Origin of the sequence: Rhizobium sp. 57MFTsu3.2, assembly GCF_012932765.1 — a bacterium.
GTDB lineage: Bacteria > Pseudomonadota > Alphaproteobacteria > Rhizobiales > Rhizobiaceae > Rhizobium > Rhizobium altiplani.
Genome location: NZ_JDWI01000037.1, coordinates 1 through 15164, shown reverse-complemented (window position 1 = coordinate 15164; position 15164 = coordinate 1). Strand labels below are relative to the sequence as shown.

Below are 15164 nucleotides of genomic sequence, written 5' to 3'. Positions count from 1 at the left end.
TTATATCGCCGTTATTTGATCGTGCTAAATTAGAAGTTGAGATTGTAGCGATGCGGTTCATGCTGCGCCTGTTCGGTCGATTCCAACTGCTCTCCCCCGCGGGCGAGAGCATTGTGATCGCTTCGCGCAAGCATCAGGCGCTGATTGCGATGCTGGCGCTGTCCAACGGCAAGCCTGTTTCACGATCGAAACTGGCGGGCATGCTGTGGTCCGAGCGCACCGAGGAACATGCACGCAACAGCCTCCGCCAGGCGTTCTTTGCAATCCGCCATGCCGTCAACGGCCACGATGTGTCACCTCTCGTCTTCGACAGCGGCGCCGGCTGGATGAGAACTGATGCCATTGTCACCGACATTCAGACTCTTGCGGAAAGCGCGAAGGCGGGGTCGCTGCCGCCGTCACTGGATGTCTTCGAGGGCGAGTTTCTCGAGGGATTGAGCTTCAACGACGAGACATTGGAAACATGGCTTCGGATTGAACGCGGCCGACACCACAATTTGCTGGCCGACTGCCTTGCGGATCTAACCGAAGGTTTGGAGAGGGCGGGCAGCACGGAGCATGCGGTTCTCGCTGCGCAATGCCTTTTGCGGCAGGATCCCTACCACGAGCCATCTCATCGAACGATCCTGCGCCATCACAAGGCCCGAGGCGAGCGCGCCCGTGCCATCAGGCATTACGAAGGCCTGAAGGCATTGCTGGAGGCCAATCTCGGTGTCGCGCCTGATCTCGAAACGCAGCAGCTCATCGATCGAATTCGCGAACAGCAGGAGCCGTCCGTGGACTTGACCAATGGCAAGCCCAGGATCGCGATCCTGCCAATCAGGAGCCTTTCACATGATGGAGACGACAGTCTCGTCGCCGAATCCCTGACGCGCAAACTGATCGGGGAACTCGGCCTGTTCTCGCCACTCTCGGTGGTCGCCGCCGCAACGATGTTTGCCGTCAATGCGAGGCACGAGACTGTCGAGGAAATCGGCAGACGGGTCGGCGCCGACTATGTCCTGGAAACTGCGGTTCAGGGCGACGGGGAGGCCGGCTGGGCGATAGTGCAACTCGTGTTCGTGCAAAGCGGCACACAGATATGGAGCCGCAAATATCTCGACGAAAGCACGAATTCCGACCTCGGGCAGGACCGGCTTGTCCGCAAGATCAGCGGCAATCTCTATCATATCGTGATGAAGCACGCGGCAGCCAGTTCGGCCACCGAGCCGGAGGGCGAAGTCGGTACGGACAAGCTGTATCTGCAGGTGTTCAATCATGTCGAGCGGCCGACGTTGAAGGGGATGATCCGTGCCCGGCGTCTCTGCGAGCGGATCCTGGCCATTGATCCCAATCACGTTCTGGTCCGCGAGAGCCTCGCCTGGATAAATTTCCACTCCTGTTTCAACGGCTGGCTGGACGATCCCGTAGGGGGCTTCCAGCAGGCGCGTGAAATCGTTCTGGTGGGGCTTGGCCTGGATGACCACGAACCCTACCTGCTCAGCGCCTTCGGCCTTGCTGAAACCTACCTGGGAAACGCCAGGGCCGGCCTGGAGGCGTTGCAAAGGGCCGTCGACCTCAACCCCAACGACGCCGAATTCCACACGTGGCTCGGTATTGGACTGACCGTCGCCGGTCTGATCGGCGAGGCGCACATGGCGTTCGATCAGGCCGATCAGGTCAGTCCGGACTATCATCCGATTTTCCTGTTCCGGGGCGATGCCCATTTCGCCTCCGGGAAGTATGAGGAAGCGATCGCCTGCCTTGATCGCTTCCTGACCGTGCTGCCGGACTATCATTGGGCGCGACTCCTGCGAGCGGCGTCATACGCAGCGCTGGGCAGGGACCTGATGGCGCGGGGCGACGTGGCCTATGTGAGGGAAAGCACGCTTTTGTTGAACGGTAGGTATCTCGAGCAGCTGCTTCAGGCACGCGGCTCATCGTTCCGGCAAGATTTGTGGTTACGGCTGGAGGCTGCGGACTTGCCGTGGGCATGATGTCGTCTCGGCTCCGGCTTGAATGTCTTGGTGCTCAAGCCGCCGATGTCAGATTGGAGCGGAGGCCCTTCAACAGCCCTCGGATCGTCTTCATTTCCTCGAGCGTGCAGCCTGCGGCCTGGCCGATTGCGCCCATGATGGTGTCGATCTCGCTCCGCATCGCGCGGCCGTTGTCGGTCAGCGACACGATAACCTGCCGTTCATCGCGGGAATCGCGTGTGCGCTTGATCAGGCCATTCTGTTCCAGGCGCTTGAGCAATGGCGACAGCGTGCCCGAATCGAGATCGAGTTGCTCGCCGATCGCCTTGACCGGCTGCTCGGACTTCTCCCAAAGCGCCAGCATCACGAGATATTGGGGATAGGTGAGGCCGACCCTGTCAAGGATCGGCTTGTAGGCGCGGGTAAAGGCATGCGCCGTCGAATAGACAGCAAAGCAAAGCTGGTTCTCGAGCCGCTTTTCCTCTTCTGGAATTTCCATCGTCTTGGCCAGATGCGCTTTCATTGTCGTCCTTCCACGGGCTCGATTGTCCTCTTTTCGAATTCGAAATGCAATTTGCAAAATTCACTTGCGTACAATTTAATAGTGCGATAAACAAAATCCAACCCCAACGCAAAGGAGACTGACATGCCTATCCTCTACACGACCAAAGCTTCGGCCACCGGTGGCCGCGCAGGCCGCGCCGTTTCCGAAAACGGCGTTCTCGATGTGACGCTGACGGTTCCGAAGGAACTCGGCGGCGATGGCGCGACCGGCACCAACCCTGAACAGCTCTTTGCAGCCGGTTATTCGGCCTGCTTCCTCGGTGCGCTGAAATTTGTCGCCGGCAAGGAAAAGGTCAAGATTCCCGAGGACACCACGGTCAGCGCCACGGTCGGCATCGGCCCGCGTGACGACGGCACGGGCTTCGGCATTGAAGTCGCCCTGACGGTGAACATTCCCGGCCTCGACAAGCCGACCGCCGAAAAGCTTGCCGCTGCGGCCCACATCGTGTGCCCCTATAGCCATGCAATGCGTACATCGACGGAAGTTCCGGTTACCGTCGCTTGATCAAGGCGAAAAGGAGCGTCGCGTAATGCGCCGCTCTTTTCATATGAAATTTAGATGCTATATTCTTTCCTGTGAAAGGAGTATGGCATGGCTGTAGCGCATCCGATCTCCGGCGCCCGGGCTCCCGAGGCGGCCGTGATCACCAAGGCCGCCGTCAATGCCGCTGATCGTCTCGGCCTCAACGCCAGAACGCTTTCGGCGGTGCTCGGCGTTTCCGAGGCGACTGTCTCGCGCATGAAGCGGCAGGATTATCTGCTTGAGCGCGGCTCGAAGTCCTTTGAGCTCGCGATCCTGCTGGTCCGTCTGTTTCGTTCGCTCGACGCGATTGTCGGCGGCGACGAGACCGTTGCCCGGCAATGGCTGCGCAACGCCAACACGGCGCTCGGCGCCACGCCGCTCGAAAAGATCGTCAGCATTTCGGGATTGACCGATGTCCTTGCCTATCTGGACGCCCGCCGCGCTATCGTCTGAGACGCGGGCAATCTCGGGCAGGTTCTGGCGTCTGGTCGAGGCGCAGCACCAGATTTCGACGCTGAAGCTCGTCGACACGCTCGATGAGCAGGCGCTGCTCGAAGCCTTGCTCGAAGAAAGCAAGCCGGCGCTGCCGCCGGAATGCATCGGGCTGGACTACCTGCTGGCGACCCCGTTTCGCTATGGCGCCGTCTATCCGCATGGGTCGCGTTTCCGCCGGGCAGGGCGCACGCTGGGCGTCTTCTATGCGTCCGAGCGGGTGGAAACCGCGCTTGCCGAAATGGCGTTCTACCGGTTGCTGTTTTATTCGGAGTCGCCCGCGACATCGCTTCCTGTCAATGCCGCCGAGTACACTGCTTCTTCCGCGGCCATCGCGACCGCATCGGCAATCGACCTGACCCGCGCGCCTCTCGATGCCGATCGGGCGATATGGACGGATCCTCAGAATTATGCGCCCTGTCAGGCCCTGGCCGACGCTGCTCGCGAGGCGGGTTGCCAGGCAATCCTCTACGAATCCGTGCGGGATCCGCAACGTGGCCGCAATATCGCGCTCTTGACGGCAGCGGCATTTGCCGCCCGCGAGCCTGTCGAGCGTCAGACCTGGAGGATCCGACTTTCGGGTATTGGCGTCCAGGCGCTCTGCGATTTCCCGAAAGTCAGAATTGGATTCTCGGTGGAGGATTTCGCCAGCGACCCGCGCATGGCGCGCGACTGACGATGTCGCAGGCGGCCCGAGCGTCAGGCGAGCGCCTGCAGGTCGCGCCGCAACCTTCCCATGTCGCCATCAGGCAGGACTTCCTCGAGGCTGGCGTGGGTGGTTTCCCAGATCGGCACTGCGGCCGCGAGCACGGCCTTTCCTTCGGGCGTCAGGCTTAGCAGGCGCCGACGCTTGTCTTTCGCATTCTGCGTTACATTTACCCAACCACGACGCTGCAATGGCTTGAGCGCTGCCGTCAATGTCGTTTGGTCCATCGCAAGCAGGGTCGCGACCGGTCCCATGGGCGGCGGTTCCGGGCGGTTCAGCGACATCATCAGCGAAAACTGGCCGTTGGTGAGCCCGACAGGGCGAAGGGCATCGTCGAAGAGCCGCGCCAGTGCGCGCGCCGCGCGCTGCACATGCAGGCACAGACACGTGTCACGTACCAGAAGTGTCGTTGAATAGGGAATCTCTACCGCGTTTGACATGATCAATTTCTATTGATATCAATGTAATTAGTCAAGGAAAAGGAGCATGAACCAAGCACGTCTCGACCGCGCCGGAGGAGGGCGCACGTGATGCAGAACCAAGTCGTTTCCCGTGAAGAATGGCTGGAAGCCCGCCGTGCACTGCTTCTCAAGGAGAAGGAAGCGACGCATCTGAGGGACAAGGTCAACGCCGAACGCATGGCCCTGCCATGGGTCAAGGTTGACAGGAATTACATATTCGACACGCCGCAGGGCAAGAAAGGTTTCGCCGACCTTTTCGATGGGCGCAGCCAGCTTTTGATCTATCATTTCATGCTTGGCCCCGATTGGGAGGCCGGTTGCCCCGGATGCTCGTTCCTGTCGGATCACGTCGATGGAACGCTGCCACATCTCAACAACCATGATGTCACCTGGGTCGCCGTCTCGCGCGCGCCGCTCGCCAAGATCGAGGCTTACAAGAAGCGCATGGGCTGGAAATTCCCTTGGGTCTCATCCTTCGATAACAGCTTCAACTTCGACTACCATGTGTCCTTCAGTCCGGAGGATCTGGCGAAGGACAAGGTCTTCTACAATTTCGAGGCGATTGATCCGGCGAACGCCAATCACGAGCTTCCCGGTCTCAGCGCATTCTACAAGAACAACGCGGGCGAAGTCTTCCATACCTACTCGAGCTACGCCCGCGGCCTCGAAGAAGCGGTCGGCACCTTGATGATCCTCGATCGTGCGCCGAAGGGACGTAACGAAGACGCGACCATGGATTTCGTCAAGCGTCACGACGAATACGAGCCGGCCAAGAGCACGCCATCCTGCTGTCACTGATATCTGCGACCATCATCCCAAGGGAGAAGGACGATGCAGCAAGCGAAAGTTCTGAAGGAGCACGAGTTCCTGGAAGATCTCGTTGGCGTATGGGACGTGACGGCACCCGAAATGACCGGACAGGAACCGTGGACGGAGATCGTGCGGTCGCTTCATGGCATCTGGTTCGTCGCCGAAGGCTCCGGCACCATGCCGGGCGGTAGCGCGGCAACGACGATACTCACTCTCGGCTACAGCGCCGACAAGGGAAGATATGTCGGAACCTGGATAGGAACGATGATGGACCACATGTGGGTCTACGAGGGTGAGGTTTCCGACGACGGCAAGACCTTGAGCCTCTATACCACGGGCCCCGATCTTATCGGCGGAAACGAACTCGCCGAGTATCGCGAGCAGCTTATCTTCCACCATCGCGATCACCGCACGTTCAATTCTGCTGCCAGGCAGCCCGACGGTTCCTGGAAGCAGTTCATGGAAGCGCACTACACCCGCAAGCAATAGCTGCGGACGGCGCTGCCGTTCGTCGCAAGTCCAAATCCAAATGGAGAAGACCATGTCCGAAAACCACGGCAAATTCATCTGGTGCGAACTGATGACCCCCGATCCCAAGGCCGCCGCCGAATTCTACGGCAAGGTTGTCGGGTGGACGACAAGTGACATGACGATCCAGGACCTGCCGCCCTATACGATCTTCGAAGCGAATGGAGCCGGCGTCGCCGGCCTGATGGATTTTCCCGCCGAACTGGAAGGGAAGGGCATTCCGCCGAACTGGACGGGCTATGTCGCTGTCGATGACGTCGACAAGTCGGCGAAGGACTTTGGCGCCAACGGTGGCTCCGTCCGGCGCGAGCCGGCGGATATTCCGACGGTCGGACGCTTTGCCGTCGTTGCCGATCCGCATGGGGCGGTCATCTGCATCATGACGCCGCTGCCGAGGGACAATCCGTCGCCGCCGGCACCGATGGGTACGCCCGGCCATATCGGCTGGCACGAACTCTATGCCGGCAACGGTGCCGAAGCCTTCACATTCTACTCGAAGGTCTTCGGCTGGACGAAGGATCATGACTTCGACATGGGCGAGATGGGCGCCTATACTATCTTCGCCGAGCACGGCACGCAAATTGGCGGCATGATGACCAAGCCGCCGACCGTTCCCATGCCGGTATGGGCCTATTATTTCAATGTGCCGGCCATCGATGCGGCTATCGAACGCGTCAAGGCGGGCGGCGGCACGGTGCTGAACGGTCCGATGGAAGTGCCCGGCGGCAGCTGGATCATCCAGGCTGCCGATCCCCAGGGCGCATTCTTCTGCCTCGTGGCGCCCACCCGATAGGCGCTTCAGACGACGATTTTCAACTCAGCGCGAGATGGCCGGACGCCGTCTCGCGCTGAACTGTTTGAGGGTTCCGGGAGCTCCGCCGCAAGCCGCATGGCAGCGTTCGCGTCGAATCGAAGGAGCTGGGACGCGTTGCGGGAGCGCGTTTGTACTTCATTAATTTTATTAGAATTTTAGCGTTTCCGGCGAGGTTCGGGGCCGCGGCGTTAACTCTTCCTAAAACATTTTTGGGTGGAAGCATAACCGGCTATGCCTGAAGCGGCTGCAAGTATTGATTTTGGCTCTTCCGCGTAATTGATTGACCCCAGTTTCTCATTGGGGTTGTTTTGTTATGTCTATCGAAGATCCGCGCATTTCCGCTACTGCAAGCGAAAACGTCTCGCACGACTTCCGCCAGGACATTCATGAAGACGCAAGTATTGAGACTTCCGCTCGTCAGGGCGTTGAGGTCGCGCAGGCCGATAATAACCAGCAGCCGGAGAAGACCGACCGCGTGCCGGCGGCGCCCCAGACGGCAGCTGCCAGCGCCCATCCGGCCGAAATCGTTCCGGATCAGAACAACGTCGCCCACCTGCCGGCTGACGTATCGATCGACGACATCCGCGTCGAAGGCAACAATCTCGTGCTCATCCAGGCAGACGGCACCGAGATCGTCATCGTCAATGGCGCTCTGCACGTGCCGACCTTCCTGCTCGGCGAAGTCGAGTTGCCGCAGCAGGCCGTGATCGCCGCCCTCGAGCAGAACAACATCAACGTTGCGGCGGGTCCCGACGGCTCCTATTCGGCCCATTCCGGCTCCCCAAGCTCGGGCGGCAACTTCGATACGATCCAGCAGCCTCCCCACCTGCCGCCGCTGATAGCGGACCTCCTGCAGAACACGGACCAGCCGGATGGTCAGCCCGGCCGCCTCTTCGGCGGAGTCGGCAGGCACGGCCAAGATGCAACCCCACCGACATCGCCAGCGGTCCCGGACGGTTCGCCGACAGTCAGCCTGCACGTCATCAACCTCGGCAACCTTGCCGCGACGCTCGTGCTCGATGAATCGGCGGGCATCCAGACCAGCCCGGACAACGATACGGCCCTCGCCGATGTTGCGGACCTGTTCAAAGGTGTTAGCAATCAAGGCTTCGATGGGCATATGAACGGGGCGCAATACGCGACCGCCGGCCTCCTGCAGGCCGATATCCAGTTCGGCATCAATGGTCCTGCCGCTACGAATGCAGTCCAGTGGTCGCTCGAACTCGGCTCCGGCAACAATCACGATTCCGGCCTTAAGACCACGGGCGGCCACGAAATCTACTTCTTCGAGGAAAATGGCCTAATCGTCGGTCGTTATGACGCCGAGAACGGCGAGGTCACCAGTGCTGATCCCGCCGCATTCGCCCTTGCGATCGATCCAGTCACTGGCCAGCTGTCGATGGTCCAGTATGTCTCGATCTACAACGCCGATAGCAACTCACAAGACGAGATCGACTTCATCAAGTCCGGCCAGGTCCTCGCCAAGGTCACGGTCAGTGATTTCGACGGCGACAAAGTCGACGCAACCGTTGATATCGGCGACAAAATTGGCTTCAGCGACGATGGCCCAATTCTGATCTCGGTCCCGGCACCGGCCGGCGACTATTCGGGCTCATTCTTCTTCGATGGCTTCACCTCCAACGGCAATGCCTGGAACGAGAACAGCGGCGTCAACAACACCGGTGTCTCGGGCAACTGGCATATCGCCTGGGCGGACGGTTCCGAGGGTACCCCGCAGCTTGAGCGCGTCGGCGACGGCTATCTCGGCATGCATTCCTCGACGAACGGATACATGATCGACCTCGACGCATCGCCGGGCGATGTAGCGGTCTCGCAGGTGCTCAAACTGGCAGAGGGCGAAAGCTACACCCTCACATTCGAGGCCGGCGCGGCACAGGCGGGCAGCAAGCACCTGGTCGTCACCTTCGGCGGCGTCGTCGTGCTCGAAATCGACCCGCCCGGACAGATGACGACTTATAGCATCTCCATTGTCGGCGGCGCCGGCAATGCATCGAACACGCTGGAATTCAAGGAAACCGGGCACGCCGACTACTACGGCACGTTCCTCGCCAATGTGTCGGTGACCGGCAACAGTGCCATCCTTGACGACGAGGACGTCGGCAAAGCTGGCAACCAGGGCGGCACTGGTGACGACGGTCACGGGGCCACCGCGTTCGGCACGATCGATTTCGACGCGGGCTCGGATGGGCTCGGCCATATCCAGATCACCGGCCTTGAATCCGTCGCCGGCCTCGGCAACGCCGCGCTCTCGGTCATGTACATTGACGACACCGGCAAGGGTACAGCAGAGGCACTGGGCGAAGGGGTCTGGACGCCGAATGGGCAGGGCGGCTCCATGAGTTGGAGCAGCCTTCACGTCCAAAACGCGATCGTCGTCACGGTCAATGCGGACGGCACCTACTCGGTTACGCTCAACGCCGCCCTCGCTCACCCCGCAACGGGCACCGAGGACAATCTCGTCCTGAACTTCGGCTTCGACATCTATGACGGCGACGGAGACCACGTGTCCGGCACGATCAGCGTCAATGTCGATGACGACAGCCCGAGCATCAACCGGGAGGCACTTCAGAGCGCCACGGTCGCTGAAGACGACATCAAGACGTCGCTTTCGCAGGGTACGAGCCCGAACGACGGCAACGCGGACGGCTCCTATACCGGCAATGCCTCTAACAATCTGCCAGGCCCCGCGACAGTCAGCGGCTCGATCGCAAACGTCGTGAACTTCGGCAATGACGGCAAGGGCGGTTTTTCCTTCACCGGCGACTTAAGCAGCCTCGGTGCGCTGTCCTCGCATGGCGACGCGCTGAGTTACACCGTCGCGAACGGCGTCCTCACCGCGACGGCGGGCGAGGGTGAGGGGGCGCGCGTCGTCTTCACGCTGACCCTATCGAATGACGGCGACTACACCTTTAAGCTCTTCGATCAGCTCGACCATGGCACCGACGCCACCAATGGGAGCGTGTCCATCGACTTCGGCGGCCTGATCCAGGCGACCGATGGCGATGGCGACAGCATTCCGCTGACCGGCGGCCTGAAAATCGCCATCACCGACGACGCGCCAACCACGGCCGGTCGCGCCCATGTCTCGGGTACGGTCGAGGAAGAGCAGCTCAACGGCAATGAGGATACCAGTGGCGGCTCGGGCTCGGCCACGGACGACGACATCAGCCACCACGGCCATTTCCACGACAATACCACCGCGGTCGTCAGCGGCAGCGGCGCGAATTCGCTCGCCACGCTGGTCAACACCGGCGCCGACGAAGGCGGGCATTTCTCGTTCGTAGCCTCCAGTGGAACGAATATCGTCGATGCCAATGGCCATCCGGTGGCTATCGTTGATGCCAACAGCTATCCGGTGAACTCCGACGGATATCCCGTTACCATCACCTCTGTCGCCTCGTATGACGGCTATCAGGTGCTTACCGCCGGGACGACTGGCGAAGGCGCGCACTCTGTCTTCACCCTCACCGTCTATGACAACGGCAGCTGGAAATTCGAACTCAGGGATAATCTCGACCACAGCTACGGCAATAATGGCGAGGGCGTGCTGAAGCTCGACCTGTCAAGCCTGGTCCAGTACACCGATTTCGACAACGACAGCGTAACGTTGGACGCCAAGAGCTTCCTCGTCAGCGTGATCGACGACGTGCCGGTGGCGGCGATCTCTGCCTCCGCTTCGAAGGCGCCGACTCTTGAGACGCAGGATCACGACACGATCGGGAGCGGGGCCGGCGGTACCGACACGGCGAGCGCCGATTTCTCCGGGGCGTTCAAGATCACCTCTTCCTATGGCGCGGACGGCGCCGGTACTACAAACACCACCTATGCGCTCAGCCTCAGCGGCAATTCGCATCATGATGACCATGACGACTGGGATCGTGGCGGCTTCGGCGACCGCGTCGACTCCGGGCTCGAAAGCAACGACCATGCGATCTATCTCTACGAGATCAATGGCGTAATTGTTGGCTCGACCGCCTCCTCGTCCCACGGCGTCGGGCAGGGCAACACCATCTTCACGATCTCCGTGGACGGCATTGGCAAGGTCACGCTTACCCAGTACGACGCCATCGATCATGTCGGCAACGGCAATGGTGCGGTCATCTCGCTCGACGAGGGCCTCGTCAAGCTGACGGCGACCGTGACGATCACCGACCATGATGGCGACAAGGCGACCGATAGCGCTTCGATCGATCTCGGCTGCAATATCAAATTCGACGACGACACGCCGTCGATCACGCTGACAGCGGGCAGCGACGCCGCGCTCACCCTGACCACGCAGGACGCCGACACCATCGGAAACAATTTCGATACGGCCAGCCGGAGCTTCGCCGGCGTGTTCACCGCCGTTTCCAGCTACGGCGCGGACGGCGTTGGCAACACCGTCACCAGCTACGCGCTTTCGGTGAGCGCTCAGGGCGGATTGAGCGGCCTGTCGCATGACGACCAAGCGATCCACCTGTTTGTGAAGAACGGCGTTGTTTACGGTTCCACCGCCGGTTCGGCAAACGACATCAACGTTGGCAACACGGTGTTCAAGATCGAGGTAAGCAGCGGCGGCACAGTGACGCTGACGCAGTACAGCGCCATCGATCATCTCGGCGAGGGCAATAATACGAGCATCTCGCTCGCCAACGATCTCGTCAAGCTGACGGCGACGGCGACGATCACCGACGATGACGGCGACAAGGCGAGCAGCAGCGCCTCGATCGATCTCGGCGGCAATATCAAATTCGACGACCATACGCCGTCGATCACGCTGACAGCGGGCAGCGACGCCGCGCTCACCCTGACCACACGGGACGCCGATACCATCGGCGCCAATTACGACACAGCCAGCCGGAACTTCGCCGGCGTGTTCCATTCTGTCTCCAGCTATGGCGCGGATGGCACGGGAAGCACCGTCACCAGCTACGCGCTCTCGGTGACCGGCCAGCCGGACAGCCAAAACCGCGTCGACTCCAAGCTCGATAGCCACGGGCAGACGATCTATCTCTATAAGATCGGTGACACCGTCTACGGCTCGACGGCTTCCTCGTCCGACAAGGTCGGGCAGACCAACACCATCTTCAAGATCACCGTGGACAACGTTGGTGAGGTCACGTTGACCCAGTACGACGCGATCGATCATGGCGGCAACGGCACGGTGATCTCGCTCGCCGACAATCTCGTCAAGCTTACGGCGACCGCAACGATCACCGATGGTGACAATGACAGCAAGAGCAGCAGCGCCACGGTCGATCTCGGCGGAAATATCAGCTTTGATGACCACACCCCGTCGATCACGCTGACCGCTAGTGGTGAGGCGAACGTTGTGCTGGCCACGCAGGACGCCGACACCATTGGCGCCAATTACGATACGGCCAGCCAGAGCTTCGCCGGCGTGTTCAACGCTGTTTCCAGCTACGGCGCGGACGGCGCGGGCGATCTCGCCACGAGATATGCGCTTTCGGTGACCCAGGGCGGCACCTCCGGGCTCAAGAGCGATAACCAGACTATCTATCTCTATCAGAGCAATGGAGTGATCTACGGCTCGACCGCCTCCACGTTCCAGGGTGTCGGGCAGAGCAACACCATCTTTAAGGTCACGGTGGACGATACCGGCAAGGTCACGCTGACCCAGTACGACGCTATCGATCACGGCGGCGACGGCACGGTGGTCTCGCTTGCTGACAATCTCATCAAGCTGACGGCGACGGCGACGATCATTGATTATGACGGCGACTCGAAGAGCAGCAGCGCCACGATCGAGATCGGTCGCAATATCACTTTCGCCGACGATGGTCCGAAGCTGATCGCTAGTGCGACGGTGACGGCCAAAGTCGACGAAGACGGCCTCACCTGGGCGAATGCCGATGCCAACCGCACGGGCGAGCATGCCGACACCGACACTAGCACGCCGAGCAACCGCCTGACGGCGACGGGAATCCTGTCGGCTCTGGTCAATTTCGGCGCGGACGGTCCCGGTCCCAATGGCGGCTTCGCCCTGAAGCCGGTCAGCGCGGCCGAACTTTCCGGCGTTACGTCGCATGAGCAACAGGTCTACCTGTCGTCGAATGGCTCGACGTTGACCGGTTATGTCGAGGCAGGTGGTGGCGTCGGCTATAATGCGGCGTACGACAAACCTGTCTTCACCCTGGTTCTCGGGGCGAACGGCGCCTACATCTTCACGCTGATCGCGCAGCTCGACCACGCGACGGGCAACGGCGAAAACACGCTGACCTTCGACCTTTCCAACTATGTCACCGCGACCGACGGCGACAACGACACCATCGACCTTGGACCCGGCAGCATTCAGGTCAGCGTGCTGGACGACATTCCGGTCCTTACGACCCGCGCATCGAACGATACGACCGAACAGGTTCTGACCGGTACGACGACCTACACCTGGACCACGACGGAAGTGGTCGCTGATACGTTCGCGTTCAAGGCCGGCAATCAGTCGGAGCGCACGCTTGTCGGTGCCGGCAGCGCGGCCGGACATGACCTGCTGCTGACGGCCAAGAGCGGTGGTTATGGCGATACGGTCAACACCAGCAGCAACAATATCGGCGTCTCCAACCCGTGGATCGACGGCCCCAGCGAAGTTCTGTCCATGAACTTCGTAACCAATGCTGGGAAGAGTAATCAGGCAGCGGATCCGCATTCGTCGGCACAGTTCAAGGTTGATGTTACTGGTAACAACAACACCGCCGCAGTCTTCATCAATGCCACCAACAACGGCAATTTCGTAGCGCTGACCTTCCTGGTCAACGGGAACGCGGTTAGCGCCAACGCGGTCTATCAGGGCAATACGCTGACTGGCTATGTGCTGGCCAAGGTTCCCGATAACGCGGTGATCAACGTCAAGGCGGCAAATGCAAACGGCACCTTCGACGTGCTCAAGGTTAGCAATTACGATGACGTGAGCTACGGCTCTAACAGGACATACCACGGCGACAAGTTTGGCATTTCCAATATTGAGACGTCTGTGACTGTGGAGGTCGAGCACTCGAAGCAAGTGCCTGTCTATACCACCGTTACCCACCATGAGACGTTGGCGGTCAGCATCGATGAAAGCGCGGGAGTTGCCGCGTCGGGTCCAAACGCCGCCGACGATACCGCCAACACCCCGCCGGTGGCGATCTACATGGCCAACGCCATCGGCTATGCCGAGTCCGCGACGAGCGTGCTTTCCGGACCGAACGCTCTATTCACCGGCAGCGTCGGCGCTGACAAGAGCGGTACCTGGTCCTTCGCCATCACCAAGGCCGACGGCAGCGCCTTCAGCGGCGTGGATTCCGGTCTGACCACGCTGGACGGCACCTCGATCAAGATGACGACTGCCTCGGACGGAACGCTGATTGGCTACACGGGCAGCAATCCGGCCGCCAACCAGATCTTCAAGGTATACGTTGATGCCGACGGTCATGTCTGGATCGCCCAGTACCAGCCGATCCATAACAGCGAAGCCGGCTCCAGCCAGGCAGCCTATGACGACGTCGTAAAGGTTGTCGTCGACGGTGGCCTACACATCCAGGCAACCCTGACCGACGCAGACGGCGACAGGACCAGCGCCGTATCGCAGGTGGATCTGACGGTCCAGTTCCAGGATGACGGTCCGGTGGCGCACGACATGGTTGCGCAGTCGGTTGCCGAAGGCTCGGTCGCCGAAGGCACGCTCGATTTCGCCCGGGGCACCGATGGCGCCGTTGTCTCTCAAATCAACGGCGTCAACCTGACGTTTGGAAATGACGGTTGGTCGCAGGGCGTCACGACAGCGCAGGGAACGCTGCGGGTAACAGCTGACGGAAACTATCAGTTCACCGCGCATTCCGACACCGTCTACAAGGATGCCGGCTCGGCAAGCTTCACCTTTGCGGTAAAGGATAGCGACGGCGATACCTCGACGGCGAACGTGTCGTTCAATGTCTCGAACACCACGGACGTGACGACGGTCAACCTTTCCGGCTCGTCCGTAACCGAAGGCTCAACTGCCAGCTACGTGTTCACGGCAACGCTGACGAACGCCTCGCAGGGNGTCACGGTTGTCCATACCGATCGGGGCGACATCACCATCGCCGACGGTCAGACCAGCGGCACGCTGACGATCGCCGCCAACAATGGCGAGGACGTCTACAGCGACGCCTCGACCAGGACAGCGACGATCACCGGCACCAGCGGCGGCAACTTCGAAAGCCTGCAGGTCGGAACTGGCTCCGCTACCGCGTCGGTCAGCGACACGATCGACGTGACGACGGTCAGCCTTTCCGGCTCGTCCGTAACCGAAGGCTCAACTGCCAGCTACGTGTTC

The 15164-nt window shown here is 60.7% G+C and carries 10 protein-coding genes; 8 read left to right on the top strand and 2 right to left on the bottom strand.

Annotated features, from left to right (window positions below; genetic code table 11):
* The first annotated feature begins 50 nt into the window (after window positions 1-50).
* Window positions 51-1976, top strand: a complete 1926-nt coding sequence (locus tag AF71_RS27445; protein ID WP_169683888.1) for a BTAD domain-containing putative transcriptional regulator — start codon at window positions 51-53, stop codon at window positions 1974-1976.
* A 34-nt stretch (window positions 1977-2010) separates the two neighbouring features.
* On the opposite strand, the gene AF71_RS27440 is transcribed toward AF71_RS27445, so the two are convergent.
* Complete coding sequence (locus AF71_RS27440) at window positions 2011-2478, bottom strand: MarR family transcriptional regulator (RefSeq protein WP_018859622.1); 468 nt, start codon at window positions 2476-2478, stop codon at window positions 2011-2013.
* A gap of 123 nt (window positions 2479-2601) precedes the next feature.
* Here AF71_RS27440 and AF71_RS27435 point away from each other — a divergent pair, with 123 nt between their 5' ends.
* From AF71_RS27435 to AF71_RS27425, 3 genes are all read left to right on the top strand, one after another.
* Window positions 2602-3024: an organic hydroperoxide resistance protein gene (locus tag AF71_RS27435; RefSeq protein ID WP_025662361.1), complete on the top strand. Its 423-nt coding sequence runs from the start codon at window positions 2602-2604 to the stop codon at window positions 3022-3024.
* A gap of 87 nt (window positions 3025-3111) precedes the next feature.
* A complete protein-coding gene (locus AF71_RS27430) occupies window positions 3112-3495 on the top strand; it encodes an MbcA/ParS/Xre antitoxin family protein (RefSeq protein ID WP_018859620.1) in 384 nt (127 codons plus the stop codon).
* On the top strand, window positions 3455-4210 hold the full coding sequence (locus AF71_RS27425) for an RES family NAD+ phosphorylase (RefSeq protein ID WP_169683887.1): 756 nt from the start codon (window positions 3455-3457) through the stop codon (window positions 4208-4210). The genes AF71_RS27430 and AF71_RS27425 overlap by 41 nt, the downstream gene beginning before the upstream one ends.
* 23 nt (window positions 4211-4233) lie before the next feature.
* Here the strand turns inward: AF71_RS27425 and AF71_RS27420 are convergent, their stop codons facing one another.
* Window positions 4234-4680 carry a MarR family winged helix-turn-helix transcriptional regulator gene (locus tag AF71_RS27420; RefSeq protein ID WP_025662359.1) on the bottom strand — a complete coding sequence of 149 codons (447 nt, stop codon included), beginning with the start codon at window positions 4678-4680 and terminating at the stop codon, window positions 4234-4236.
* A gap of 90 nt (window positions 4681-4770) precedes the next feature.
* On the opposite strand from AF71_RS27420, the gene AF71_RS27415 reads away from it, so the two are divergent.
* The 4 genes from AF71_RS27415 to AF71_RS27400 all read left to right on the top strand — a co-directional run.
* Window positions 4771-5499, top strand: coding sequence for a thioredoxin family protein (locus AF71_RS27415; protein WP_169683908.1), 729 nt, complete (start codon window positions 4771-4773; stop codon window positions 5497-5499).
* Between the two features lie 33 nt (window positions 5500-5532).
* Window positions 5533-6000, top strand: a complete 468-nt coding sequence (locus tag AF71_RS27410; RefSeq protein ID WP_169683886.1) for a DUF1579 domain-containing protein — start codon at window positions 5533-5535, stop codon at window positions 5998-6000.
* Between the two features lie 52 nt (window positions 6001-6052).
* Window positions 6053-6832 (top strand): VOC family protein, encoded by a 780-nt coding sequence (locus AF71_RS27405; RefSeq protein WP_169683885.1) that lies wholly within the window; start codon window positions 6053-6055, stop codon window positions 6830-6832.
* Between the two features lie 334 nt (window positions 6833-7166).
* A partial coding sequence (locus AF71_RS27400) for a DUF5801 repeats-in-toxin domain-containing protein (protein WP_169683884.1) occupies window positions 7167-15164 on the top strand: 7998 nt, incomplete at its 3' end.